Here is a 24796-nt window from a genome sequence, read left to right on the forward strand (position 1 = left end):
CGTCAACGCTACGCACGGCGTCACTCCGTGGGAGCTCCGGCAAGGATCTTGGCGGTCGAGGAAACTCCTAGACGCGTCGCCCCGGCCTCGACCATCGCGCATGCCGTCTGGTAGTCGCGGATGCCGCCGGACGCTTTGACGCCCAGACGTCCACCAACAGTGTCAGCCATGACCTTGACGGCCTCGACGCTTGCGCCGCCACGTGGGTGGAATCCCGTCGACGTCTTGACGAAGTCGGCGCCGGCCTTCTCGGCAGCCTGGCATGCCCGCACGATCTCGTCGTCGGTCAGCACCGCCGACTCGATAATGACCTTAAGGATCTTCGGATCCGGGACGGCCTGCTTGACGGCAGCGATATCGGCGGTGACGTCCTCCCAGCGTCCCTCCTTTACCAGACCAAGGTTGATCACCATGTCGACCTCCTCGGCCCCTGCGGCGATGGCCTCACGAGCCTCAGCAGCCTTTACTGCGCTGGTGTGCTTGCCTGACGGAAACCCGCACACGACGGCCAGATGCACGTCACCCATGTCGAGGTTCAACGGCAGCATCGATGGCGATACGCACACCGACCACGTCCCATATTTTTTGGCATCGGCGACCAGCTTGGCGACGTCGTTGTGGGTGGCCTCAGGGGTCAGCAGGGTGTGATCGATCATGCCGGCCAACTCGGTGGCAGACAGTGGGGCAGAGGACATGCCAGCTCCTTGTCTTGGGTAAGTGCCTCCAGCCTACTGGCTTGTCGTTAGTGGTCTCCTGTTCCAGCAGTCCCATCAGGCGGCGTCTGCGCTCTTCGACGCTGAGCCTGCTACACCACGTGCAATGCTTCCCCGAATGAGGAACATCATACCAGTGGCAGCAGGAAGCCCTGTGATAGAAAAGGCGGCTAATGCCATCATGTTCAAGGATTTCAAAATGGCCGCCACGTGAAAGCTGGGGACGCCGATTCATGAAGTCGGTGGCCATGTCAATCAGCTCGTGGGCATCCTTTTGACACATACGGCATTATCCTTCATGGAGGTAATTCATGCCCCTGCAAGACCCATGCTAATAGCTAGATGGTAGTCAAGTGGCTTTCTGTCATAGTATTCTTGCGCTCACCACGGCGTCTCACCGGCAAGATTCTCTCTTGCCCTGTGAGACTGTTCCAGTCTTTGAGGTCTTCGGGGTTAATGTATACGCTGTCATTAATGACGACAGCGTGTACCGTTATTACATTTATTCGTCTTATCGTCATCCCAATCTTGGGGGCATATTGCCTCACGAAGGGGATAGAAGCTTTATAGACGTGATGCTAACTTGAGGTCATTGGGGAGGACTCGAGAGGTCATAGATCCAGATGTCATGCAGGCCTGTGCTTTGGGGGGATTCGTTCCAGCGCGAGGCGAGCGGGTGATCGCCTATAGGCGGGCTAGGAGAGAAATCGCTTGGACGCTCTCATTCTGCAGGTTTGAGAACGTAACCTGCCCCACGCATGGTGTGGATCATCGGTTTGTGTCCCCTGTCGATCTTCTTGCGCAGGTAAGAGATGTACAACTCGACGACATTGGCTTGACCTCTGAAATCGTAATTCCACACTCGGTCAAGGATCTGGGCTTTGGAGAGCACTCGCTTGGGGTTGCGCATGAAGTAGCGCAGCAGCTCGAACTCGGTGGTCGTCAGGTGGATTTCTTCGCCTGCTCGGCGTACCTCCCGGGAGTCCTCGTCAAGGGTGAGGTCTCCAACCGTCAACATGGAGTCGGGCTTGGGTTCGGTGGCCCCCGAACGGCGCAGGAGGGCGCGTAACCGGGCGATGACCTCTTCGAGGGAGAAAGGTTTGGTGACGTAGTCATCCCCGCCGGCGGTGAGGCCAGCGATACGGCCACTAGCGGCGTCTTTGGCAGTAAGGAAAACCGCCCGAACAGTGGGCTGGTTTATTCGGATCTGCCTCATGACTTCGAGACCGTCGAAATCAGACAGCCTCATGTCGAGGACGATGACGTCAGGGCGGGTGGCCTGTGCTTCGTGGACGGCATGAGCACCGGAATTAGCGGTGGTGACGTCCCATCCCTCGTAACGCATGGCCATGGAGAGCAACCCAGTGAGGCTCGGTTCGTCCTCAACGACCAGGACGCGGATGGGGGACCCGTCAGCGCGGGTGAATCTGGAAGGTTGCGTGGGGAATGCCATGGATTAAGGGTTTCACGTGGAAAGTCCGTTTTGCCTTATGGGTCTCCTGTTATCTTCCTGTGAAGATGGGCAACGGTGTAACGCCTGCTGCGGCCGGGGCTGATGTGAAGTCATGGTGAACTCTTGGCTAACAACAGCGCTAGCGGAGCGGTGCGATAGTTGGAGCTGCGCTGTCAAACACCGCGTGAAGTCGGGTTTACACGACGGAGTTTTGTGTCGGACGGCAGCGTGTCGGGTGAAAATCGTTTACCTTGATGTCATCTGAGGTGATCCCGCCGCGCGAAGATAGGCCAACTGGGCGTAACGTGTCAGCCGGCTGGAGCTGCTCCCGGGTTCTGGCTGACCGTCCTCCCCGCTCCGGTAAGGGGCGGGGGATCCCAGCTTGCCGTCCGGGGGCGTTACGGCCCGCACGAAGGATCTTGCATGAGTTCGACTCTGTTAATCGTGGTCATCGTCGTTGTGACGGCGTTGGCATTCGACTTCACTAACGGCTTCCACGACTCAGCCAACGCTATGGCAACGTCGGTGGCAACCGGGGCACTCAAGCCCAAGGTGGCCGTCATCATCGCGGCTGTGCTCAACGTCATTGGCGCGTGCCTGTCGACTGAGGTCGCCAAGACGATCTCGGGCGGTATCGTCAACGATCACCTGGTGACTGCTCCCATGGTCTTTGCTGGACTTATCGGTGCCATCATTTGGAATCTGGCAACGTGGCTGTTCGGTCTGCCATCCAGCTCCTCCCATGCTCTCTTTGGTGGCCTTATCGGTGCTGTGTTGGTTGAGGCTGGTATGAGTGGCATCGACGCTGGCAAGATCATGAGCAAGATCGTTCTACCGGCCTTGGTTGCCCCTTTTGTTGCGGGTATCGCGGCCTTAGTGGCCACGTGGCTGGCTTACCGCATCACCAACCACACTGCCCACCACTCTTCGCGGATGTTCCTTAACGGCCAGCGAGTCTCAGCTTCCATGGTCGCTCTCGCGCATGGCACCTCTGATGGTCAAAAGACGATGGGCATCATTACCCTGGTCCTCATTTCCGCTGGATACCAGGCCTCCGGCACTGGCCCAGAGTGGTGGGTCATCCTGGCTGCGGGGTGCGCCATCGGTCTAGGTACCTACTCGGGTGGTTGGCGCATCATGCGGACCATGGGCAAAGGTCTATGTGATATCGAGTCTCCGCAGGGTTTTGCGGCTGAGACGGCCTCCACTGCCGCGATTCTGGCCTCTTCGCACCTGGGCTTCGCCCTGTCGACCACCCATGTCTGTTCGGGATCGATTCTGGGCTCGGGTATCGGCCGTCACACTGAGGTTCGCTGGGCCACCGCTGGAAAGATGGTTATCGCGTGGCTCGTCACGCTGCCGGCGGCCGCTCTCGTTGGTGCCGTCACCTCAGCCGTCGCCGGTGCCGGCACTTGGGGCGTCATTGTCGACCTCGGCTTGCTGGCTGTCATGGCCGCACTGATTGTCCGTCAGGCCAACCAGCACAAGGTTGACCATAGGAACGTTAATGACTCCACCCAGGTGGGCGTCCGTAAGGGCTCCGCCGTAGCCGGAGGGACTGCAGCATGAATATTGATTGGACTTCGCTAGGGCTGGTGTCCGTCGTCACCGTCGTGGCCACCGTTCTCATTGTCTCCGTCGTTTCGGGTGGGGCACTAATGCTCGATCGGGCGCATGCGCGCGCGGAGGCTGGCAGCGACGGTGCCGCCGGGTTGGTGGCTCTGGGCTGGACGGCGATTGGCGTCGCAGGCCTCATCGTCTTGTATGGGTTATACCTGCTTATCCCGTATTTTCACTGACGTGAAGTGCGGAAGCTGCCGGACGGTTCGCCGTCCGGCATTTTTCATGGTCGGAAGGGGCCGTCTGAGGATGTCCTGACGAGACTTTCGGTGGGTGGGAATACTCCCGCCGGATCGTCGGTTGAGTGTAGCGAACTCAACTTCATGAAAAATCAGCCAACGTCAACTTGAGTGCTCGTGACTCAGGGGCTAGAGTTGAGTCGAAGTCGCTCAAGGGGATGTAGTCCCAGAACATTCGTCCATCAGGAGGAAACCAACTATGGCCCGTTCAGTCGGTATCGACCTCGGAACCACCAACTCGTGCGTCGCCGTCCTTGAGGGCGGCGAGCCCACTGTCATCCCGAACGCTGAGGGTGCTCGTACCACCCCGTCGGTGGTCGCATTCACTAACTCCGGCGAGACCCTCGTCGGCGAAGTCGCCAAGCGCCAGGCCGTCACCAACGTTGACCGCACTGTCCGCTCCGTCAAGCGCCATATGGGTGAAGCGTGGACCATGGGTGTTGACGACAAGACTTACAAGCCTCAGCAGATCAGTGCGTTCATCCTGCAGAAACTCAAGAGGGATGCCGAGGCTTACCTCGGTGAGCCGGTGACGAACGCCGTCATCACCGTCCCGGCTTACTTCTCTGACGCCCAGCGTCAGGCCACCAAGGAGGCCGGTGAGATCGCCGGTCTGGCCGTCGACCGTATCGTCAACGAGCCCACCGCAGCCGCCTTGGCATATGGCCTCGACAAGACCGACAAGGACCAGACCGTCCTGGTCTTTGACCTCGGTGGTGGCACCTTCGACGTCTCCCTGCTCGACATCTCCGACGGCGTTTTCGAGGTGAAGGCCACCAACGGCGATAACCACCTCGGCGGTGACGACTGGGACCAGCGCATCGTCGACTGGCTCGTCACCCAGTTCAAGAACGCTAACGGCATTGACCTGGCTGCCGACAAGATGGCCAAGCAGCGTCTGCAGGAGGCCGCCGAGCGCGCCAAGATTGAGTTGTCGCAGGCTTCTGAAACCCATATCAATCTGCCGTACATCACCGCTGGTGCTGCTGGGCCTCTCCACCTTGACGAGAAGCTGACCCGCGCTGAGTTCCAGCGCATGACCTCCGACCTCCTCGAGCGCTGCCGCACCCCGTTCAACGCCGTCATGAAGGATGCCGGACTCAACGTCTCGCAGATCGACGAGGTCATCCTCGTTGGTGGTTCGACCCGTATGCCCGCTGTCGCCGAGCTCGTCAAGGAACTCGCTGGTAAGGATCCGCACAAGGGCGTCAACCCCGATGAGGTTGTGGCCCTCGGCGCCTCCCTGCAAGCCGGTGTGCTGAAGGGTGAGGTCAAAGATGTACTGCTCCTCGACGTCACCCCGCTGAGCCTCGGCATTGAGACCAAGGGCGGCGTGATGACCAAGATCATCGAGCGCAACACCACCATCCCGACCAAGCGTTCGGAGGTGTTCACTACTGCTGAGGACAATCAGCCGTCGGTGATGATCCAGGTGTTCCAGGGTGAGCGTGAGTTCGTCCGCGATAACAAGTCGCTGGGCAACTTTGAGCTGACCGGTCTTATGCCGGCCCCGCGCGGCATCCCGCAGATCGAGGTGTCTTTCGACATCGACGCCAATGGCATCGTCCACGTCCACGCCAAGGACATGGCCACCGGGAAGGAGCAGTCCATGACTGTCACCGGCGGATCCGCCCTGGGCAAGGACGAGATCGACCGCATGGTCAAGGAGGCTGAGGCCAACGCCGAGGCTGACAAGAAGCGTCGCGAGGCCGTTGAGATGCGTAACGAGGCCGATGCCCTGGCGTTCCGTACCGAGAAGCTGCTCGACGAGAACTCCGACAAGATCCCCGAGGACACCAAGACTCCGGTGACTGAGGCCATCGCCACATTGAAGGAGACCCTGAAGGGCACCGACAACGACGACGAGGTTAAGGCCGCCATGGACGACCTCAACCAGAAGGCGTCCGCCATGGGCCAGGCGATCTACGCTGCCGCTCAGCAGGCTCAGGCCGAGAACCCGCAGGGCCAAGACGCAGAGTCGGCCAGCTCGGAGTCTGGTGATGACACCGTCGTGGATGCGGAAATCGTCGACGACGAGGACGAGAAAAAGTGACCGGGGCCACGGCCTGACCCCAGCCCCGCCGCCGGGTCGCCATCGCGATGGCCCGGCGGCCGGCACTCACGTGAAGGAACACAGATGACTGATAAGAACGTCAATCCCGACGACGACCAGGCCGACGAGAACCGCGACGACAACGTCGACGAGCGTTTTGCCGACATTGTTGGTGACGTCGACATCGACGCTGATCAGTCGGCCACTGACTCGCCGGCTCCGGAGGAACTGTCCCGTGAGTCCCAACTCGAGGCTCTGCTGGCCGAGCGTACCGAGGACCTGCAGCGTCTACAGGCCGAATACGTCAACTACAAGAGGCGTGTTGACCGTGACCGCGCGCTGTCGCGTCAGTCCGGTGTGGACAAGGTCATCACCGACCTTATGCCGGTGCTCGACTCAATCGCCATGGCTCGTCAGCACGGTGAGGTTGAGGGCGGTTTCAAGCTCGTCGTCGACGAGCTGGAGAAGGTCGCCAATAATCACGGCCTGACCAGTTTCGGCGAGGTGGGTGACGTCTTTGACCCGAACCTCCACGAGGCACTCATGCAGATGCCGATGGAGGGGGTCTCCGTCACCTCCGTCAGCCAGGTAATGCAGCCCGGCTACAAGCTTGGCGATCGCGTCCTGCGTCCGGCACGTGTGGCCGTCTCGGACCCGGATCCCAACGCGACCTCAGCCGATGAATCCAGCCAGGCTGATGGCGAGTCCGCTCAGGCTGACGAGGATGACGAGACGCCGCGTAACGAGTGACGGCGATCTTGGCCGACTACGATGAGGCCACCATGACCGCAAATCCGACGATGGCCAGGGAGGGAGGAATTAGATGAGTACCAAGGACTGGGCTGAGAAGGATTACTACAAGATCCTCGGTGTCTCCAAGGACGCGAAGCCCGAAGAAATTAAGAAGGCGTTCCGCAAGATCGCCCGGGACAACCATCCCGACTCCCACCCTGGTGATAAAGCCGCTGAGGCTCGTTTCAAGGAGGCCTCGGAGGCCAACGACGTGCTGTCGAACGTCAAGAAGCGCAAGGAGTACGACCAGGCTCGTAGCCTGTTCGGATCAGCAGGTGGATTCCGGTTCCCGCGTGGTGGAGCGCAGACCAGCGTCAACGTGGAGGATTTTCTACGTACTGCCTCCAACGGGGACGGGTTCGGTGACCTGTTCGGCAATCTCTTTGGGGCTAGCGGGGGACGTCGCACAGCGTCCCGGTCGCCACGTCGGGGAGCTGACGTTGAGGGGGAGACGACGATTTCCTTCGACGATGCCGTGTCTGGGACCACCGTCACTATGGACATGGTCTCTCAGGCACCCTGCCAGGCATGTCGGGGGACTGGAGCTCGGGCTGGTACCGTTCCGCGAGTGTGCTCGACCTGTCAAGGGTCGGGTATGCATGCTAGCTCGGCTGGTGGGGTGTTCGAGATGACCGAGCCCTGCCCGGATTGTCACGGTCGAGGCATGATCGTTGAGGACCCCTGTCAGGTCTGCCACGGATCGGGTCGGGCTAAGTCCACCAAGTCTATGCAGATCCGCATCCCTGCCGGGGTGGAGGATGGTCAGCGCATTCGCATTAAGGGCAAGGGGTCTCCTGGCGAGAATGGCGGGAAAGCGGGTGACCTTTACGTCAAGGTGACGGTGCGTCCACACGAGATCTTTGGTCGTGACGGCCACAACCTCACCGTCACCGTGCCAGTGACCTTTCCAGAGGCCACTCTGGGCGCCGAGGTGGAGGTGCCGACTCTAGCGGGAACGACCGTTCGACTGCGTATTCCGGCTGGGACACCGAATGGCCGTACCTTCCGGGTGCGGGGGCGTGGAGTGCCGCGTTCCGACGGCAGCAGGGGGGATCTACTCGCCACCGTTGAGATTGCTGTCCCGGAGAGTCTTGACGACGACGCCCGGCATGTCGTGGAGAGACTTCGTGACTCCCTCCCCCAGGCCACTCCGCGACCATGGGAGGTGAAGTGAGATGGTGAGGCGCAGCAGGAATCTATCCGACGCTGTTGATCTTGCGGTGATCGACAAGGACGCTGCCATCTTCGCCATCTCAGTGGCGGCAGAGCTCGCCGGAATGCACCCTCAGACCCTGCGCACTTACGATCGGCTCGGGCTTGTAGTGCCCGAACGCACTCGGGGGCGGGGGCGTCGCTACTCGATGCGTGACGTTGCTGCGTTGCGGATGGTCCAGCATCTGTCCCAGGAAGAGGGGATTAACCTCAACGGCATCCGAAGGATCCTTCAGATGGAACGTAGGATCGAACAGTTGTCGGAGCAGGTGGACGAGCTCACCGACACCGTGCGTGGGATGCAAGTGGCGCGTTACCAGGGCAGTGAAGATCCGAGAGTCTTTACTGCTGAGTCGACCGGCCGGGTGCATATGGGTCGGACGGTCGTTCATGCCCAGTTGGCACTGCCTTCTCATCGTGGTTGACTTCAGACCACGATGGTGTGGCCTGCTGTGAATCTGCTGAATGCAGATTGGACTCCTGCTGCGAGAGGTATGCAGGTGAGGCTTGGTAAGGCAGGATGAGAGTATGAAGAGAATTCTTAAGATTCTCAGTGTTGTGGTCGCTGTGGTGATCGTGGCGGGAATAGCGATCGGGTTGCGACCTTATACCCATGCCTTCGGGTCGGTGTTTCAGAATTGCTACAGGTCTAGCGCCGCGAGCGCGCCGGGCCCGGCAACGAGCGCGTTCTCTGCTGTCTCGTCGACGGTCACGCCGTTACAAGCTCCAACACCTGCGGCGTACGCAGCTGGGCAGGTGACAGAGCATGGCGGAACTTTGGCGACCCTCGGCCTGGGTGATTCGGTGCCGCAGGGCGGCACATGTACCGGCTGCACGACGTTCATCGAGAGAGTCGGCACCGATATGGCACGTAAAGCCGGGGTGAAGGCTGCTGTGCATAACGAGTCGGTATCGGGATACAAGACCGCTGACCTATTGACCCAGCTTGAGTCCAATAACGCGAAGGCTCTGCTGGCAACGTCTGATCTAGCGATAGTGACGATCGGTGCGAACGACTTCGACCTCGACACAATGGTGGGTCAGTGTGCTCATTCTGATGCGTCATGTATAGCTGATGATGTTAACGGTGTGACTGATCGAGTGCGGACGATCCTGGAACGCGTCAAGGCCGCGATGAAGACGCCGAGAGCGACTGTTGTCGTCACCGGGTATTGGGACGTGGGGCTGGACGGCAAGGCGGGCCGCGAGAACGGGCCCGACTACGTCAAGGTGACCGATATGATCACCGAGGCCTTCAACGCCAACGTCAAGAAGATCGCCCACGAGGTCGGAGCGGTCTACGTCGACTTCCGTACCCCGTTTAGGGGAGCAGATGGCACGCGTGATGACACAGCACTGCTCACTGACGACGGGGATCATCCATCCGAGCAAGGGCACAAGGTGCTAGCGGAGGCTGTCGAGGCCGCACTGTCCTGATCGGCTGAAGTAGCGAGCAAACCGCAGGATGGCGTATTAACCTCGGCATCAATAGCGTTGGCAGTTGGCAATGGGGTCGGCGCGCTCACAGAGGGGATCAACGATGACAGAAACCATGCTTGCTGAACGTTTCCACGCCGCAGATCGGTCTATCACCCTCGAAGATATCCCGATCCCGCACCCGGGACCCGGTGAGGTGCTTGTCAAGGTCGCTTACTGCGGTATTTGCCATTCTGACCTGAGTCTCATTAGCGGTGCGTTCCCTGCAGCTCTGCCAGTAGTGACTCAGGGCCATGAGGCATCCGGAACCATCGTCGAGCTCGGTGCGGGCGTCATCGGTTGGAAGGAGGGTGACCGCGTCATCCCATCCGCCGGTCGCCCTTGTCTCAAGTGTCGCAAGTGCCGCCGCGGTGCCTTCACGGACTGTCTGGATCTGAACCTCATGGCTTTTGCCTACGACGGCGCATGGGCTGAGTACCACATTGCGCAGGCCTCCGGTATGACGAAGATCCCTGACAACGTCCCACTGGACCAGGCCGCTCTGCTCGCAGACGCCGTATCTACCCCGTATGCTGCCGTCGTGCGTACCGGCAAGGTCCACATGGGCAATGCCGTGGCCGTGTGGGGCGTCGGCGGTGTCGGAACCCACCTCGTCCAACTAGCCAAGCTTGCCGGCGGCGTCCCCGTCATTGCTATTGATCTCAATGACGCTGTCCTCGAGCGCGCTAAGCGAGTCGGCGCCGACCACACTCTGCGTAGCGACGACCCCGAGCTCATGCAGAAAATCGAGGACATCACTCATGGCCGCATGATCGACGTTGCCTTCGACGCCGTCGGCATCAAGCCGACGCTGCGTGCCTGCGTCGACTCCCTCGACGTTGATGGCAAGGCGGTTTCGGTTGGGCTGTCCGCCCAGGACATCGACGCTGGTCCATTCCTCAACTTCAACCTGCAACGCAAGCAGGTCCTTGGCCACCTTGGTTACAAGTCTCAGGACATCGCCCTGCTCGCCGAGATGTTGTCCTATCACCGCCTGGACCTCACGGAGTCCATCTCAAGGGTCATCCCGTTGAAGGATGTCGAGAGCGGCATCGCGGAGCTCGAGTCCCACCAGGGCAACCCGATCCGTATCCTGGTCAAGCCCTGATGGAGCGCATCACGGGTGCCGTCGCGATTCGTTGTGGCGGCACCTTCGCGTTGGGCGGCATCAATCCATGCAGCTGTGTGCAACCTCTGTGTCTGAGCGAAGGCCTACAATTCAAGGGTTAAGTCCCGGATCGACCGGGATTGCTGCGACGCGCATCCTGCCGTCGCGGCGGGAACGTCGGCACGATGCCAGGAGCTTCATGACAGTACTGACCGACTTTCTTGCCACGCATCAACTGCTGACGATCCTGATCGTCCTGGCCTCCGGCGCCTTGCTAGGCCAAATCAAGTTTGGCCCGTTGAGATTTGGTGCCGCTGGAGCCCTGTTTATGGGGCTGGTCGTCGGGGCCCTTGATCCTCGCTTCGGTCAAAACCTGGGGATGATCAAAGGCCTAGGCGTCGTGCTGTTCTGCTACACCGTGGGCCTGGCTGCTGGATCGACCTTCTTATCTGACCTCAAACGTCAGTGGGGCCTCATGCTCGCCGGTGTCGTCGGGTTGGCAGTGATGGCCGCAGCTGGACTCGGCCTGGGGCGACTCTTCGGTTTAACCCCGGCTCACGTTGCGGGTCTGTACGCCGGTGTCCTCACCTCACCAGCCATTGACGCCGCATCGATGGCTACCCATGGAGCCGCAGATACTCTTGTGGGGTATGCGCTGTCCTATCCCGTGGGCGTCGTCGTCGGGCTCATTATGGTCGCAATCATTGCTAAGAGATGCTGGCCGGCCAGCAAAGACAACACCTCAATGGCTGAGGCTGGGCTTACCGCGGTGTCGACAGTCGTCGACCGGGAGACATCGATCCGGCAGACCCCTGGCTTTAATGACGACCAGGTTCGGATGTCCTATCTGCTGCGCGATGGCGAGATGCGATTGGCCACCCCCGACGACGATCTCCACGTCGGTGATCAGGTGCTGGTGGTCGGAAACCCTGACGACGTCAATCGTGCTGTCGAGCACCTCGGGCACGTCTCCGAGCGCACCCTCACCAACGAGCGCAACGAGCTCGATTTCCGGCGCTTTGTGGTGTCCAACCCGGCCTTGGTGGGCCGCACCTTAGGCAGCATCGATGTGCGCGGACGTACCAGTGGCAAGGTGACGCGAGTACGTCGCGGTGACCTCGATATGTTGGCTCGCAGCGATATCGTCCTGCAGCCAGGAGATCGGGTGCTGTGTGTTGTGCCAGCTCATCGCCTTTCCGACGCTGCGGACCTCTTTGGCGACTCTGAGGCTCGCGTCTCCCAAGTGGATGCTCTGTCTTTGGGATTGGGTGCCGCTCTTGGCTTATTGCTCGGTGCCCTCATGGTGGCCCTGCCCAGGGGGTTGCAGTTCGAGCTGGGAACCGCTGCTGGGCCGCTGGTCATGGGCATGATCTTAGGATCGATTCACCGTACGGGGCCGCTGCGGTGGCAATTGCCGCACGCGACGAACGCGATTCTGCGTCAGCTCGGGCTCATGATCTTCCTGGCCTGCGTCGGGCTGGCGTCCGGGCCAGCATTCTTGTCCCAGGCGGTGAGCGGGACGGGTCTGGCGGTTATTGCCGTCTCGGCTGTGACCCTGGTCCTTGGTGGTGCGATCGTCATCGCAGCAGCCTGGTGTATGAAGCTTTCGGCCCAGCGCGCTACGGGTGCTTTTGCAGGCTTCGTTGGTCAGCCCGCCATCCTTAGCTACGCCAACTCTCTCGTTAATGACGAACGGATCGAGTCGGCCTACGGTGCCCTTTTCGCGTTAGGAACCGTCGTCAAAATCCTACTAGTACAGGTGATTGTGCTGGTCTAAACAGCCTCGGGTCACCGCCTATCGGTCGTTTTACCCGATCGTTTACAAAGTCTGACGGCGCCGTGACAGCTGCCACCCCAGGCCCAGGACAGCCAGCCAGATGGGGCCGATAGCCACCGCGATCCGGTAGGGCGGCATGGTTGTCATGACGACGACCATGAGTACCAGGAAGGCCAGCACGATCCAGTTGGTGACGGGGGCTCCCGGCATCGTGAAACGCAGCTCGGAGCGGGATTCAGGATCGAGACGGCGACGAAAGAGCATCTGGGTGATGATGATCGTCGCCCAGTTGATGATTGCGGCGATCATGGCGATCGACATGATGTACACGAACGCCTGTTCCGGTAGCAGCCCGACGACGACCACTGCAATAGCTGTTACGGCGCTAGACAGAAGTACCCCGGCCCACGGCGACCCGGCCTTATTTACCTTGCCGAGGAAGGCGGGGGCATCCCCTTGATGGGCCAGGGCGTGGAGCATGCGTCCATTGGCGTACAGACCAGAGTTATACGCCGAGATCGCTGCGGTGAGAACGACGAGGTTGAGGATGGCTGCCGCTCCCGGGATCCCGACGAGGTCGAAAATCTGGACGAAGGGGCTGGCATTTCCGTCGATCTTCGTCCACGGGACAATCGCCACCATGACGATGAGCGCACCGACGTAGAACAGCAGGATGCGCCCGACGACTCGGTTAATGGCCCTGGGGATGGAGCGCTGCGGATCTTCGGCCTCACCGGCGGTGATGCCGATGAGCTCGGTGCCGCCAAAGGAGAACATGACGACGATGATCCCGGCGAGCATCCCGGTGACGCCGTGAGGCAAAAATCCGCCATTGCGCCACAGATTGCCGATGCCAGTCGCCGGGGTGGAGCCGGTGCCGAAGAATATAATCCACAGGCCCAGGACGATCATGGCAATAATCGCGACGACCTTGATGATGGCGAACCAGAACTCCACTTCTCCGTAGGCGCGGACGTGGAGGAGATTGACGGTTGTGACGATGGCAAGCAGTACCGCCGCTGACACCCACCGGGGGACGACAGGGAACCAATAGTTGATGTAGATCCCGACCACCGAGAGCTCGGCCATCGACACGAAGATGTAGTTGAACCAGTAGTTCCAGCCGGAGATGAACCCGGGGAGATCTCCCCACCACTGGTGCGCGTACTCACTGAAGGCACCCGAAGTCGGGTTGTGGACGCTCATTTCGCCAAGAGCTCGCATGATGAGATAGATCACTACGCCACCAATGAGGTAACTGACGATGACCGCCGGTCCGGCGGCCGCGATAGAGTCGGCTGCTCCGTAGAACAGACCGGTTCCGATTGCGCCACCCAAGGCGATGAGTTGGATGTGTCGGTTGCGCAGACTGCGATGCAGTTGCTGGTCGGGTTCGGTCACGGTCTGTGAGTTTAGAGGCGGGTGTCAATGGGAACCGGTGTTGATCGAAGGGTGGGCGCGACGTGGCGCCGTCCGTCCAGTGTGTGGTGACCTGGCGGGATGGTTCCGGCCGATACCCTGACCGCGTGATATTCAGCTTAGCCGCCGTGTGCCTGATGCGAGGCCGGACTTGCCTCAACGTCCGCAAGAAGGGGGCCGATCACGTCATCTTGCCGGGAGGCAAGATTGAGCTGGGGGAGACCCCGCTGGAGGCCGCCATTCGCGAGGCCCGAGAAGAAACCCGTCTGGTTCTTGATCCGGACGACCTCAAGCACCTCGGCACCTTTGACGCCCCCGCAGCTAACCATGACGCTGACGGCATCCGGTGTGTGGTCTACGTGTGCAACTGGCGTGAGATCTGGCCTGAGCCCGTCCCAGACTCCGAGATCGTCGAGTACGAGTGGACTGACCTCGACCACTGCTATGACGACGTGCGTCAGGCCCCGCTGCTGTGTGACCGGGTTATCCCGGCTTTACAGCAGCAGGGCTTGCTGTAAACCTCACTCAGTCACCACGAGGGCGCTAGGTCTGCTCACTCCTCAGCTAGTGCGACGGCCGGCTTGATCGTGGCTCCTCGACGGCCTGGGATCACCGATGCCAGCCATCCGGCCAGCACGGCAACGAGGGCGACGATGAGCAGCTGCAACCATGGCACGGATGTCTCGACGGTCATGAGGGAGCCAAAAAGGGCGTGGGATCCGGCGATGCCGTACCCGATCCCCAGGGCAATGCCCAGGATCGCTGCGATGCCCGAGAGCATGAGCGCTTCTTTGCCGAACATCGATCGGACCTGTGCGCGAGTCAGGCCGAGGGCGCGTAACAGTCCGATCTCACGGGTGCGCTCTACCACCGATAGACCCAAGGTGTTCGCGACGCCGACTATGGCAATGATGACCGAAATCACCAGCAACCCGACGACCATCCCAAGCATGATGTTGATGATCTTGTCCATCTGGGCTTTCTGATCGGCCGATGACGTTACCGTTACCCCTGGGTGGGTCGACATCGACTTGGACAGGGCTTGGGTGGCCTTGGACTGATCGGTGCCGTCCTGATAACGCACCTGGATTTCAGTGGGTTGGGCATGGGGCGCCAGCTTGGTGAGGATGCCTTGGGTGACGATGAGTCCCTCGTTGTCCTTGCCATGTCGTACCAGGGTCAGATTGGCTTTCTTCCCATTAACGGTGACGGTGATCTTGCTGCCATCGGCGGCCCCAGGCAGCGCTCCCACAGCGTGGCTGTCGTCGAGTCCCTTGGCAGCGGACTCGTCACGGACGACCTTGGGGAACTCCGGAGACGCTGCCTGGACAGCGACCTTTGTGGCCTTGCCACCGGCCTCAACCGTGCCGGGGACCGTCGTCACAGTGGCGACCTGCCAGACACCGTCGGACCTCTTGACGTCGCCAATGGTGGCGTTGTTGAGCGGGCCCTGGGCTCTCACAGTAGCGTCAACGGGGAAATGCCCGTTCATCATGTTGCCAATGGAGGCCCGACCGGTGGCGGCACCCGTCGCAACGGTGGCGATGAGGGTGACGCCGATAAGCAAAGCCGACGCCGTTGTGGCAGTGCGGCGTGGGTTGCGCTGGGTGTTCTCGATAGCCAGCTCCCCGGGAATCCCGCCAGGACGAGCGACACCGATGGCTCGGCCTAGGCTTCCGATGAGGACAGGAGCTAACACGAGCACTCCGGCAAAGCTGATGAACCCGCCGGCGACCCCGCACATCACGGCGTTCTTCGTCTCCATATCGCTCGTTGCGCAGGTGATGACAAGGGCAGTACCAGCGAGGAAGAGCAGCGTTCCGAACCCGACGCGGACCCGTCCAATCTTGCGAGTGGGCGTCTCAGTCACCGGCTGGAGTGCCACCACTGGAGTGACCTTGGTGGCGCGTCGTGCCGGAGGCAAGGCAGCCAGAGTTGTGACGACCACACCTACAAGGATTGGGATGATGCAGGACGTCACGGTGACGCTCACTGAGGTGTCGATCGGGGATCCAGCAGCCTTGAGGCCCATAAGCATGAGCTGGGTGACGCCGATACCCAGGGCAGTTCCGACAACCGACCCGATGAGACCGGCGATGAGCGCTTCCCCGAGAACCGAGCGTCGCACCTGTTTTCGGGTGGCACCGATGCAGCGCGCCAGGGCGAGGGTGCGAGTGCGTTGTACGACGAGGATCGTAAAGGTGTTGACGATAACGATCGCGGCTACAACCAGGGCGATCACGGCAAAGGCTCCCATGAAGGTCGTCATGGCGGCGAATCCCTGGGAGGCTTGGTTGGCCTCATAGGCTCGCTCGTCGTCGGCGGTGCGGACCGTTGCTGTGGTGCCGACAACCTTCGAAACCTCCTGTGCGATCTGCGAGGCAGGGCGGTCAGAGTTTACGTACACGGTATTGGCACCGGAATGACCGCTGATGCGTCCCAGATTGGCGGCCGATAGGTAAATTTCCGGGGAAGTCGGTGTGGTCGTGGTGCGGGCGTCCGGGTCGAGCACACCAACCACGGTGAGGGTAATGGGCTTCGCACCGTTTCGGGAGGGGTCGTTGACGATGATCTTCGATCCGATCCCGGCGTTGTTGCCGGCAGTGGATTGGTTGACGGCTACCTCGTCCAGCTTGGCTGGTGCTCGGCCCTTGACCAAGTGGGGATGGGCCGGGACCAGGTGACCGTTGACGAAGGAGGCCTGCCCGTTGTCGGTGCGCTGGAGGAAGGCGTTACGGGTCTGCTCCACTGAGGTCACGCCGGGCACTGCGGCAACCTTGTCGACAGTTATCGAGGACATAGGCTTCGAGGGCTCCTTAGCGGTCACCACTGCGGTGGCGTCCCCGACAGCTGCTGCCTGGATACGTAGCGTGTAGGCCTTGATCGAGTCCATCAACATCAGCGTGCTGGCTACGAAGGCCACACCAATGATGACGGCGATCATCGTGGGTATAAGACGACGACGTTCGTGGATCATGCCAGGGCCTCCTGGCTGCGAGCGGTCGAGACCTGGCCGTCGGTTACGGTGACGATGTCGTCGGCCCTGGCAGCGGCGTCGTGATCATGGGTGACCATGACGACGGTCTGACCAAGATCGTCGACGCAGTGACGCAGGAAGGTGAGCAGATCGCCGCTGGCCTCCGAATCGAGGGCGCCGGTCGGCTCGTCGGCGACGATGACGTCGGGGCGGGTCACCAGGGCGCGGGCGACGGCGACGCGCTGCTGCTGTCCGCCAGACATCTGCGACGGCTTATGGCCAAGACGCTCGGTAATGCCGAGCATTCCGGTGATGTGGTCAAACCATTCCTTGTCGACCTTGGTGTGCGACAGACGCAGCGGCAGGGTGATGTTGTCAGCAGCGCTGAGAGTGGGCATGAGGTTGAAAGATTGAAACACGAACCCGACGTGCTGGCGACGTAGCTTGGTGAGGGCGTCGTCGTCGAGATGGGTGATCTCGGTATCGCCAATCCACACCCGGCCCGAAGTAGGGGAGTCGAGCCCGGTGATGCAGTGCAGCAGGGTCGACTTGCCCGAACCTGACGCTCCCATGATTGCGGTGAACCGTCCGGAAGGTATGTCGAGGGTCACCGACCGCAGGGCTCTCACAAGGGTCGTCCCGGACCCGTATGTTTTAGTGAGGTCGAGAGTGCGGACCGCTGAGGCCGTGCGAGACGTCATGGTGGTTGCGGCCGTCACTGAGGCAGACATGGAAACTCCTGTGTCAGAGGTTTAACAACACCTTTGACGCTAAGGGTGTTTTCCCTCGTCACACATCGGTCCCGGGGGTGGTTTCGGCTCTCCTACCGCAGGAGGATGTGCCCATTTTCGGCAGCGCCGTAGTCAACTGAAAGGTCAGCGACCCGGACGCACCAGACCGGCATCATAGGCCGTGATGACCATGGAGACGCGGTCGCGCAGCCCCAGCTTTGACAGGATGTGGCCAATGTGGGTTTTGACGGTCGTCTCGGCCAGGTAGAGCCGTTCGGCGATCTCGGCGTTCGTGAGTCCTTCGCCGACGCAGGTAAGCACCTCGCGCTCCCGGTCTGAGAGAGTCTCGACGAGCTTCGGGTCGGTTATGGTCGCAGCCCCTTCGCCCTGACGGGGGATGAACCTCTCTATGAGGCGGCGAGTGGCCGACGGGGCGACGACAGAGTCACCGTCGCGGACAGCGCGGATGGCGGCTAGTAGTTCGGTGGGCCCAGCGTCTTTGAGCATGAATCCGGACGCCCCTGCTCGCAGCGCAGAGTGGACGTACTCGTCAAGGTCGAAGGTCGTCAGCACGAGGATCTTGGCCTCAGGGTGGCTTGTCATGATCTTCTCGGTGGCGCCCAAACCATCAAGGACAGGCATCCGGATATCCATAAGGACAACATCGGGGGCCAACTCGTCGACGAGCTGTAAGGCCTCAGCTCCGTCATTAGCCTCCCCGACGACGGACATATCCGGCTGGGCGTCAAGGACTAGGCGGAACCCGGCGCGCACCATCTGCTGGTCGTCGGCCAGGAGGAGTCGGATCGGGTCGGTCATGGCGTGGTCCTTCGGGGCTCAAACTGACGATCAACGGGTAGGGATGACGGCACGGACTCGGAACCCGTGGCCCGGGCGACTCCCTACCTCAAGGGTGCCACCCCAAGCGGACATTCGTTCTCGCATCCCCACCAGGCCATGTCCGGCCCCGTCGGCGCGCTCGATACCCGTGACGCTAGTACCGCGGCCATCGTCGAGAATGTCCAAGGTGACATCATCGGGGTGGTGGCTGATGGTGACGTGGGCGGTTGCCGTCGGGCCGCCGTGTTTAAGGACATTGGTGAGGGCTTCTTGGACGACGCGGTAGCAGGCGAGTTCGGCGCCTTGGGACAACGGTTCGTGACATTCCGAGCGGCCTTTGATCGTCAGAGTGATGGCGAGAGCTCCCTTCATCTCCCTGATGAGGTTGGGGATGTCGTCAAGGCCCTGAGTGGGGGACAGCTGCGGGCCAGCATCGTTGTCACGCAGCACACCGACGAGACGTCGAGTCTCGTCAAGGGCGTGACGGGCCGTCGTAGCGATCGTGTCGAGGGCCTGCCCACTGGCTGACAGTCGGGTCTCGATATCGCCGGCCTCTTCATGGTGAGCCAGGTAGGCGCCACCGTCTGCCTGCACCACGATGACCGACAAGGAGTGGGCGACAATGTCGTGTATGTCCCGGGCGATCTTGGCCCGCTCCTCCTGGGTGGCTAGCCTGATGCTTTGGTCGCGCTCGCGCTCCAGGTCGATGGCACGTTGGCGCAACGCTGCCATGGTTTGACGTCGGTCTCTCGTGGCGCTGCCGGCAAACCACGCTGCCAAACAACTGGCCATGCACGCGATGATGATGACGGAGAAGCGGATGAGGTGAGTGTTATAGCTGATGGGTTCGGAGGTCGTCGGGGCGAATCCCCAGCTCACCCCGGCGGAAACCGGGCCGACGACGCACATGGCCAGCCAGAATCTGCGCCGGGGCGGGTCGGTCTTCAGTGACACCTGATAGAGGATGAGGGGGACTAGGGTGTTTTGCGGTGACGGGAACGGGTAGACCGCTAGCTGAAGGATGTGTGAGGCGACTAGCACCGAAGCGGTCACTTCCGGCTTGGTGCGGGCCCACACCCAGGACGCACAGACAGTCAGTACCCACAGCGCCATCCATGCGCGGTAAGCGGTGTTGTGGTTGGTGTCGTGTCCCCACGTCGCGAATGCGGCGATGAGGACGAGGAAGGCCATTACTGAATCGAGGATCATGGGGTGGGCGTGCAGCCATCGGTAACCACGACGCAAACGTCCCGGGGGGCGTCGTGGGGGTATCGAAGCGCTGCTCACTTTCCTGACCCTACGGCTACCAGACGCGTGTGACATCCTTCCGTCGGTGGATTTCATGACGATTCAGCTCGCCGCCTGACGGGTGACAGTTGTGGCGTTTTGGGGCTCCTTGCCTGAGGGGACATGATGGCGATGTGAGCAACCGAGTGATACGCCTTATGGGGCCAGCTTTCGTCGCCGCCGTGGCGTACGTCGACCCGGGAAACGTCGCCGCGAACCTGGCAGCCGGAGCCGGCTACGGCTACTTGCTGGTATGGGTGCTCGTCGTCGCCAACGTCGTAGCGATGTTGGTGCAGTATTTGTCCGCCAAGCTCGGATTGGTTACCGGACATTCCTTGCCCGAACTTGTCGGAGGGGCACTGCCGCGTCGTGGTAGTCGTCTGGCCTATTGGTTTCAGGCCGAGCTTGTCGCTGCCGCCACTGATCTGGCGGAGGTCATCGGTGGGGCGGTGGCCCTGCAGCTTCTGTTCGGGCTCCCACTGATCGTAGGTGGACTTATGACCGGGGCGTTGTCGCTGGCGATTTTGGCGATCCCGTCGCGTCATGGCCAGCGCACCTTCGAGATCGTCATTATCGGGATGCTCGTCGTCATCGCCATCGGGTTCACCGCCGGTCTTGCTTTTTCCCCGCTGTCATGGGGTGGGGTCGCGTCAGGCCTAGTGCCCCGGTTTGAAGGTACTGAAACCGTCATGCTCGCCACGTCGATGCTGGGCGCTACAGTCATGCCTCACGCGGTATACATGCACTCTTCCCTGGTGCGTGATCGCCACGGGACCGACGACAGGCCAAAACGGATCACCACGCTGTTGCGAGCAACCCGATGGGATGTCGCGGTCTCTCTGGTGCTGGCAGGATCGGTGAATATTGCGATGCTGCTGTTGGCTGCGGCGAGCCTGCAAGGTGTTAAGGGTATCGACGGCATAGCTGAGGCTCATGCAGCCATGAGTAACTCAATGGGGCCGGTAGTGGGGCTTATTTTCGCGGTGGGGCTGTTCGCGTCAGGTCTGGCTTCAACCTCCGTTGGCGCGTATGCCGGAGCTGAGATCATGGCCGGGCTTCTCCATATGAGGGTGCCGATGCTGGTCCGGCGACTTGTGACGATCATCCCGGCGCTAATCATTCTGGCATCCGGAGCCAATCCGACTCAGGCCCTCGTCTGGAGCCAGGTGCTGTTGAGCATGGGGTTGCCGCTCGTGTTGGTGCCGTTGGCTCGGTTCACCGGCGATCGGCGGCTGATGGGCCAATGGACGAATGGGCGTGTCATGGCCGCCATCGCGTGGATCGTCGTGGCAGCAGTCTCGGCTCTCAACGTGGTTCTCGTCGTCGAGACGGTCATGGGTGCATGATCCTTGAGGGCAGTTTTCTGGCGACAATCGTGAAAATGAGTGACAAACTCAAGCGGGTGACGACGCCGAACCCCGCACCGACCTCTGCCCACGAGCTAGCCAACGATTTGGCCACTGCATTTCGCGGGTACCCTGCTGGAGTGGCGATCCTCACGACGATGGGAGCGGCTGGGCCCGAGGGCTTGACGGTCTCCTCCCTGGCGTCGGTGTCAGTCGTCCCGGCTGTTGTGTCGGTGTCGTTGGGTAATGGTTCGACGACCCTGGCCACCCTGACGGAGGAGTCCCGCGTCATCGTCCACATGCTTGATGCAGATCGCGCGGACCTCGCTGATGACTTCGCTGTGCCAGGGGCCGATCACTTTGCCGGCACCGAGTGGGCGCCGAGCGCTGAGGGAGCACCCCGGTTAGAGATGCAGGGGCCCATTTTGCATGGTTTCGTTCAGTCAATGACTGATACCGGATCGGCCACACTCATCGCGGTAACGATTGATCGGATCGAAGCTGGGAATTGTCATGCCCCGGGGTTGGTGAGGATGGCTCGGGAGTGGCACGAGATCCCTCGCTAAACCTTTCGTGACCCACGTTTTCGGGTACGTTGGAAGACGTCATCGAAGTCGAAGGAGATGTCGCCATGACAGCCACTAATGCGCGCGCTCAGCAGACTGAACGCATGGGTACTGCGCCCGGATTCATTGCGGCCTTGGACCAGTCCGGCGGTTCTACCCCGAAGGCCCTCAAGGCATATGGGGTAGAACCTGAGGTTTATGGAGACGATCAGGACAAGATGTTCGATCTCGTCCACGAGATGCGGACCAGGATCATCACCAGCCCGTCTTTTACTAGCGACCATATTCTCGCGGCGATCCTGTTCGAGATGACGATGGATCGCAAGATCGAGGGAATCCCCACCGGTGATTACCTGTGGGAGAAGAAGGGCATTGTTCCCATTCTCAAGATTGATAAGGGCCTGGCTGACGAAGACCGCCACGTTCGTCTCATGAAGCCGATTCCCGGCCTCGACGAGTTGCTGCATCGCGCCGTCGAGGACAAGCACATCTTCGGTACCAAAGAGCGCTCTGTTATCCTGGATGATGACAAAGCTGGCATTGAAAAGATTGTCGACCAGCAGTTCGAACTGGCCGAACAGGTGCGCGCTGCGGGTCTTGTGCCGATCCTCGAACCCGAGGTCGACATCCACGCTCTACATAAGGAGAAGGCTGAGGAAAGGCTGCACAACCTCATCCGCGCCCACATCGACTCTCTGCCGCTCGATGCCAAAATCATGTTGAAGCTGACGATCCCGAGTTCCGAAGACCTGTATGCCGACCTCATTGCGGATCCGAAGGTCCTGCGCGTTGTCGCCCTGTCTGGTGGGTACTCCCGTGAGGAGGCCAACAAGAAGCTGGCCCGCAACAGGGGACTCATCGCGAGCTTCTCTCGTGCTTTGGCCGAGGGGCTAAACGTCGCACAGTCGCAGCAGGAGTTCGATCAGACTCTGCGTGCCTCTATCGACTCGATTTACGCCGCATCGGTGTCCTGACCCTTCGACAGACGGGCCCGCTGGGAAACGTGCGGGCCCGTTGTCGTGCGTGAGCATTCGTCGGCCTTGTACAGTTCGAGGGTGATTCCTGAACTTGTCGCGTTTGATCTAGACGACACGTTGGCCCCCTCGAAAACTCGCCTTCCCCAGGAGATGGCCCGCATCATTGTTCGTTTGCTTGATCGCACGAGTGTATGCGTCATCTCTGGTGGCCAGTTCGGTCAGTTCCGGACTCAGGTCGTCGAGGCTCTCGTCGACGCACCCCGGCTGGATCGGCTCCACCTGCTGCCCGCCTGCGGTACTCAGTACTACCGCTGTGTTGACGGTGAGTGGCAGCGTATTTACGTCGAGGCTTTGACCGACGACGAGAAGTCCCGTGCTATGGAAGCTGTCGAAACCTGCGCCCGTGACCTCGGGCTGTGGGAGGAACACACCTGGGGTCCGGTACTGGAAGACCGCGAGTCGCAGATCACTTTTTCCGCACTGGGTCAGCAGGCCCCCGTCGACGCGAAGAAAGCGTGGGATCCCAGCGGCGACAAGAAGCTTAAACTGCGTGAGGCGGTTGCTGGGAAGCTCCTTGATCTTGAGGTGCGCGCTGGGGGGTCTACCTCCGTGGATATCACTCGAGTTGGTCGAGACAAGTCCTTCGGTATAGCCAAGTTGCTTGAGATGACGGGCCTATCCAAGGCGGATGTGCTGTTTTACGGTGATCGTCTTGACGAACACGGCAACGACTATCCTGTCAAGGCGATGGGTATTCCGTGCGTCGCGGTCGACGACTGGCACGACACCCTGGTCAAGCTCGAAGACTTGCTCTCGCAAGCGTAAAGCCACTCAGCTACTCGTGCCCCAACGACGGGGGCGACCCAAGATGAGACTGGCTCCCCAACCGGCGGCCAGACCGATAATGGCGGGAAGCCCCCAACCGAGACCGTCGGACGCCCAGGGTAGGACCATGTCGGCCACGTGGGTGATAGCGCGGGTTCCTGACCCTTGGATCGGCAGGGCGCGCACCAGGTCTGGCAGGGCAGCCAGGACGACGCATCCGGTCATGATGCGGTGGGGGAGGCGGCTGGCACCCAGCCACGGGTCAAGCAGCCCCAAAATGATCGCCGTGATTGCCAACGGGTAGAGGAACATGAGGACGGGGGTCGACCAGGCGATGATCGTCGTCAGACCGGCGTTGGCGATGATGGCTGACGCCACGCTGAAGATGACGACCCAGCTTCGCACTGACGGCCCCGCCGGGAACATGCGACGAAAGATCTCGGCACAGGCCACGACCAAACCGATCGCTGTTTTGAGGCAGGCTACCAGCACGATGGCGGCTATCAACACCTGACCGGCCGTGCCGTAGTAGTGGCGTGAAACCCCAGCCAGGACGACGCCGCCATTGGCAGCGTTAGGGACGACGAGGGTGGACGTGCGCCCGAGCCATGCCAGGGATACGTAGACGAGGGTCAGCGGGATGGTGGCAACCAGCCCGGCGCGGATTGTGATATGGGTGACATCGTGACGGCCCGTCGAGCCGCGTTGATTGATTGCTTCAATGATGACGATGGCGAAGGCGAGGGACGCCAGCGCGTCCATGGTGTTGTAGCCGTCGAGGAAGCCGTGCATGAAGGGCTGGTGATCGTACGGGGGCTGCGGGGGACGATTCGCGACGGTGGGCATGGGATGGATGAGGGTTGCCACGATGAGGATGGCTAGCAGGGCAAGGAACAGTGGGGTCAGATATCGCCCTACCCAGTCCATGAGCTTTCCGGGTTTGAGGGCTGCGACCAGAGTCATCGCGAAGAACACGATGGTGAAGATCGGCAGTGCCGGGCCGTGGCCTTGGATAAAGGGCGCCACGCCGACTTCGTAGGAGACGGTCGCCGTTCTCGGGATGGCGAAGGCTGGGCCGATGGTCAGGTACAGCAGGCAGGTGAAGATCGTGGCGTATTGAGAGGACACCCGCGAGGTCATGCCGTGGACGCTGGAGCATCCCGACACGGCGGAAGAGATGATGGCCACGATGGGGATCCCGACTGCGGTGACGAGAAATCCTGCGGCGGTTACGGGGGCGCTGTGGCCGGCGAGGCGCCCTAGCTCGACCGGGAAGATGAGGTTTCCGGCGCCGAAAAATAGCCCAAATATCATGAGCCCGATGAGGAGGGCGGTGTGCTTGGGGACGGTTCGCAGATCGGACATGGGGAATATCTTGCCAGGGT

24 protein-coding genes are annotated in these 24796 nt (G+C 61.1%); 15 read left to right on the forward strand and 9 right to left on the reverse strand.

Annotated features, from left to right (window positions below; genetic code table 11):
* Window positions 1-20: 20 nt before the first annotated feature.
* Complete coding sequence (deoC, locus tag ACOYO3_RS01715; protein ID WP_002516188.1) at window positions 21-695, reverse strand: deoxyribose-phosphate aldolase; 675 nt, start codon at window positions 693-695, stop codon at window positions 21-23.
* Window positions 696-717: 22 nt separating this feature from the next.
* Here deoC and ACOYO3_RS01720 point away from each other — a divergent pair, with 22 nt between their 5' ends.
* Window positions 718-927: a hypothetical protein gene (locus tag ACOYO3_RS01720; protein ID WP_002519484.1), complete on the forward strand. Its 210-nt coding sequence runs from the start codon at window positions 718-720 to the stop codon at window positions 925-927.
* A gap of 124 nt (window positions 928-1051) precedes the next feature.
* On the opposite strand, the gene ACOYO3_RS01725 is transcribed toward ACOYO3_RS01720, so the two are convergent.
* Both ACOYO3_RS01725 and ACOYO3_RS01730 read right to left on the reverse strand, forming a co-directional pair.
* Window positions 1052-1234 carry a hypothetical protein gene (locus tag ACOYO3_RS01725; protein ID WP_002519483.1) on the reverse strand — a complete coding sequence of 61 codons (183 nt, stop codon included), beginning with the start codon at window positions 1232-1234 and terminating at the stop codon, window positions 1052-1054.
* A gap of 200 nt (window positions 1235-1434) precedes the next feature.
* Window positions 1435-2166: a response regulator transcription factor gene (locus tag ACOYO3_RS01730; protein ID WP_002516358.1), complete on the reverse strand. Its 732-nt coding sequence runs from the start codon at window positions 2164-2166 to the stop codon at window positions 1435-1437.
* Window positions 2167-2589: 423 nt separating this feature from the next.
* Between ACOYO3_RS01730 and ACOYO3_RS01735 the strand changes: the two genes are divergently transcribed.
* The 9 genes from ACOYO3_RS01735 to ACOYO3_RS01775 all read left to right on the forward strand — a co-directional run bounded on the left by ACOYO3_RS01735 (window position 2590) and on the right by ACOYO3_RS01775 (window position 12443).
* Entirely contained in the window at window positions 2590-3735 is a 1146-nt protein-coding gene (locus ACOYO3_RS01735; RefSeq protein ID WP_002514485.1) for an inorganic phosphate transporter, read from the forward strand.
* Complete coding sequence (locus ACOYO3_RS01740; RefSeq protein WP_002514484.1) at window positions 3732-3965, forward strand: hypothetical protein; 234 nt, start codon at window positions 3732-3734, stop codon at window positions 3963-3965. Before ACOYO3_RS01735 ends, ACOYO3_RS01740 begins: the two co-directional genes overlap by 4 nt.
* Before the next feature lie 259 nt (window positions 3966-4224).
* A complete protein-coding gene (gene dnaK, locus ACOYO3_RS01745) occupies window positions 4225-6078 on the forward strand; it encodes a molecular chaperone DnaK (protein ID WP_002514483.1) in 1854 nt (617 codons plus the stop codon).
* 84 nt (window positions 6079-6162) lie between these two features.
* Window positions 6163-6828 (forward strand): nucleotide exchange factor GrpE, encoded by a 666-nt coding sequence (gene grpE, locus ACOYO3_RS01750; RefSeq protein WP_002516191.1) that lies wholly within the window; start codon window positions 6163-6165, stop codon window positions 6826-6828.
* 73 nt (window positions 6829-6901) lie between these two features.
* On the forward strand, window positions 6902-8044 hold the full coding sequence (gene dnaJ, locus ACOYO3_RS01755) for a molecular chaperone DnaJ (protein WP_002516350.1): 1143 nt from the start codon (window positions 6902-6904) through the stop codon (window positions 8042-8044).
* Between the two features lies 1 nt (window position 8045).
* Complete coding sequence (locus tag ACOYO3_RS01760) at window positions 8046-8507, forward strand: heat shock protein transcriptional repressor HspR (RefSeq protein WP_002514480.1); 462 nt, start codon at window positions 8046-8048, stop codon at window positions 8505-8507.
* 103 nt (window positions 8508-8610) lie between these two features.
* Window positions 8611-9519: an SGNH/GDSL hydrolase family protein gene (locus ACOYO3_RS01765; RefSeq protein WP_002524440.1), complete on the forward strand. Its 909-nt coding sequence runs from the start codon at window positions 8611-8613 to the stop codon at window positions 9517-9519.
* A 103-nt stretch (window positions 9520-9622) separates the two neighbouring features.
* Complete coding sequence (locus ACOYO3_RS01770; protein ID WP_002524439.1) at window positions 9623-10666, forward strand: zinc-binding dehydrogenase; 1044 nt, start codon at window positions 9623-9625, stop codon at window positions 10664-10666.
* 199 nt (window positions 10667-10865) lie between these two features.
* Window positions 10866-12443 carry an aspartate:alanine exchanger family transporter gene (locus ACOYO3_RS01775; RefSeq protein ID WP_002516194.1) on the forward strand — a complete coding sequence of 526 codons (1578 nt, stop codon included), beginning with the start codon at window positions 10866-10868 and terminating at the stop codon, window positions 12441-12443.
* A 42-nt stretch (window positions 12444-12485) separates the two neighbouring features.
* Here ACOYO3_RS01775 and ACOYO3_RS01780 read toward each other — a convergent pair whose 3' ends face one another.
* Window positions 12486-13844 carry an amino acid permease gene (locus ACOYO3_RS01780; protein WP_002524438.1) on the reverse strand — a complete coding sequence of 453 codons (1359 nt, stop codon included), beginning with the start codon at window positions 13842-13844 and terminating at the stop codon, window positions 12486-12488.
* Between the two features lie 155 nt (window positions 13845-13999).
* Here ACOYO3_RS01780 and ACOYO3_RS01785 point away from each other — a divergent pair, with 155 nt between their 5' ends.
* Window positions 14000-14380 carry an NUDIX hydrolase gene (locus ACOYO3_RS01785; protein ID WP_002519479.1) on the forward strand — a complete coding sequence of 127 codons (381 nt, stop codon included), beginning with the start codon at window positions 14000-14002 and terminating at the stop codon, window positions 14378-14380.
* Between the two features lie 35 nt (window positions 14381-14415).
* Here ACOYO3_RS01785 and ACOYO3_RS01790 read toward each other — a convergent pair whose 3' ends face one another.
* From ACOYO3_RS01790 to ACOYO3_RS01805, 4 genes are all read right to left on the reverse strand, one after another.
* Window positions 14416-16839 carry an ABC transporter permease gene (locus tag ACOYO3_RS01790; RefSeq protein WP_002524437.1) on the reverse strand — a complete coding sequence of 808 codons (2424 nt, stop codon included), beginning with the start codon at window positions 16837-16839 and terminating at the stop codon, window positions 14416-14418.
* Window positions 16836-17570, reverse strand: a complete 735-nt coding sequence (locus ACOYO3_RS01795) for an ABC transporter ATP-binding protein (protein WP_002516354.1) — start codon at window positions 17568-17570, stop codon at window positions 16836-16838. Before ACOYO3_RS01795 ends, ACOYO3_RS01790 begins: the two co-directional genes overlap by 4 nt.
* 144 nt (window positions 17571-17714) lie before the next feature.
* On the reverse strand, window positions 17715-18389 hold the full coding sequence (locus tag ACOYO3_RS01800; RefSeq protein WP_002516256.1) for a response regulator transcription factor: 675 nt from the start codon (window positions 18387-18389) through the stop codon (window positions 17715-17717).
* A gap of 30 nt (window positions 18390-18419) precedes the next feature.
* A complete protein-coding gene (locus tag ACOYO3_RS01805; RefSeq protein WP_002518074.1) occupies window positions 18420-19619 on the reverse strand; it encodes a sensor histidine kinase in 1200 nt (399 codons plus the stop codon).
* A gap of 236 nt (window positions 19620-19855) precedes the next feature.
* On the opposite strand from ACOYO3_RS01805, the gene ACOYO3_RS01810 reads away from it, so the two are divergent.
* The 4 genes from ACOYO3_RS01810 (at window position 19856) to ACOYO3_RS01825 (ending at window position 23411) form a co-directional block, all read left to right on the forward strand.
* Window positions 19856-21043, forward strand: a complete 1188-nt coding sequence (locus ACOYO3_RS01810) for an Nramp family divalent metal transporter (protein WP_002519476.1) — start codon at window positions 19856-19858, stop codon at window positions 21041-21043.
* Window positions 21040-21609, forward strand: coding sequence for a flavin reductase (locus ACOYO3_RS01815; protein WP_002516174.1), 570 nt, complete (start codon window positions 21040-21042; stop codon window positions 21607-21609). The genes ACOYO3_RS01810 and ACOYO3_RS01815 overlap by 4 nt, the downstream gene beginning before the upstream one ends.
* A gap of 29 nt (window positions 21610-21638) precedes the next feature.
* Complete coding sequence (locus ACOYO3_RS01820) at window positions 21639-22583, forward strand: fructose bisphosphate aldolase (RefSeq protein WP_002516319.1); 945 nt, start codon at window positions 21639-21641, stop codon at window positions 22581-22583.
* Between the two features lie 81 nt (window positions 22584-22664).
* Complete coding sequence (locus ACOYO3_RS01825; protein WP_002518085.1) at window positions 22665-23411, forward strand: HAD-IIB family hydrolase; 747 nt, start codon at window positions 22665-22667, stop codon at window positions 23409-23411.
* 6 nt (window positions 23412-23417) lie between these two features.
* Here the strand turns inward: ACOYO3_RS01825 and brnQ are convergent, their stop codons facing one another.
* Entirely contained in the window at window positions 23418-24776 is a 1359-nt protein-coding gene (brnQ, locus tag ACOYO3_RS01830; RefSeq protein ID WP_002518082.1) for a branched-chain amino acid transport system II carrier protein, read from the reverse strand.
* Window positions 24777-24796: the final 20 nt, after the last annotated feature.

This window comes from Cutibacterium sp. KBN10P07758 (assembly GCF_050286205.1).
In the GTDB taxonomy this organism is placed as follows: Bacteria; Actinomycetota; Actinomycetes; order Propionibacteriales; family Propionibacteriaceae; genus Cutibacterium; species Cutibacterium acnes.

Excerpts from the sequence above, each read along its gene's own strand:
- ACOYO3_RS01790 (WP_002524437.1), bottom strand. The coding sequence starts at position 16,839 with ATGATCCACGAACGTCGTCGTCTTATACCCACGATGATCGCCGTCATC.
- ACOYO3_RS01740 (WP_002514484.1), top strand. The coding sequence starts at position 3,732 with ATGAATATTGATTGGACTTCGCTAGGGCTGGTGTCCGTCGTCACCGTC.
- grpE (WP_002516191.1), top strand. The coding sequence starts at position 6,163 with ATGACTGATAAGAACGTCAATCCCGACGACGACCAGGCCGACGAGAAC.
- ACOYO3_RS01730 (WP_002516358.1), bottom strand. The coding sequence starts at position 2,166 with ATGGCATTCCCCACGCAACCTTCCAGATTCACCCGCGCTGACGGGTCC.
- ACOYO3_RS01795 (WP_002516354.1), bottom strand. The coding sequence starts at position 17,570 with ATGTCTGCCTCAGTGACGGCCGCAACCACCATGACGTCTCGCACGGCC.
- ACOYO3_RS01735 (WP_002514485.1), top strand. The coding sequence starts at position 2,590 with ATGAGTTCGACTCTGTTAATCGTGGTCATCGTCGTTGTGACGGCGTTG.
- ACOYO3_RS01810 (WP_002519476.1), top strand. The coding sequence starts at position 19,856 with ATGGGGCCAGCTTTCGTCGCCGCCGTGGCGTACGTCGACCCGGGAAAC.
- ACOYO3_RS01770 (WP_002524439.1), top strand. The coding sequence starts at position 9,623 with ATGACAGAAACCATGCTTGCTGAACGTTTCCACGCCGCAGATCGGTCT.
- dnaJ (WP_002516350.1), top strand. The coding sequence starts at position 6,902 with ATGAGTACCAAGGACTGGGCTGAGAAGGATTACTACAAGATCCTCGGT.
- ACOYO3_RS01765 (WP_002524440.1), top strand. The coding sequence starts at position 8,611 with ATGAAGAGAATTCTTAAGATTCTCAGTGTTGTGGTCGCTGTGGTGATC.
- ACOYO3_RS01805 (WP_002518074.1), bottom strand. The coding sequence starts at position 19,619 with ATGATCCTCGATTCAGTAATGGCCTTCCTCGTCCTCATCGCCGCATTC.
- deoC (WP_002516188.1), bottom strand. The coding sequence starts at position 695 with ATGTCCTCTGCCCCACTGTCTGCCACCGAGTTGGCCGGCATGATCGAT.
- ACOYO3_RS01760 (WP_002514480.1), top strand. The coding sequence starts at position 8,046 with ATGGTGAGGCGCAGCAGGAATCTATCCGACGCTGTTGATCTTGCGGTG.
- ACOYO3_RS01815 (WP_002516174.1), top strand. The coding sequence starts at position 21,040 with ATGATCCTTGAGGGCAGTTTTCTGGCGACAATCGTGAAAATGAGTGAC.
- dnaK (WP_002514483.1), top strand. The coding sequence starts at position 4,225 with ATGGCCCGTTCAGTCGGTATCGACCTCGGAACCACCAACTCGTGCGTC.
- ACOYO3_RS01785 (WP_002519479.1), top strand. The coding sequence starts at position 14,000 with ATGCGAGGCCGGACTTGCCTCAACGTCCGCAAGAAGGGGGCCGATCAC.
- brnQ (WP_002518082.1), bottom strand. The coding sequence starts at position 24,776 with ATGTCCGATCTGCGAACCGTCCCCAAGCACACCGCCCTCCTCATCGGG.
- ACOYO3_RS01775 (WP_002516194.1), top strand. The coding sequence starts at position 10,866 with ATGACAGTACTGACCGACTTTCTTGCCACGCATCAACTGCTGACGATC.
- ACOYO3_RS01725 (WP_002519483.1), bottom strand. The coding sequence starts at position 1,234 with ATGACGATAAGACGAATAAATGTAATAACGGTACACGCTGTCGTCATT.
- ACOYO3_RS01800 (WP_002516256.1), bottom strand. The coding sequence starts at position 18,389 with ATGACCGACCCGATCCGACTCCTCCTGGCCGACGACCAGCAGATGGTG.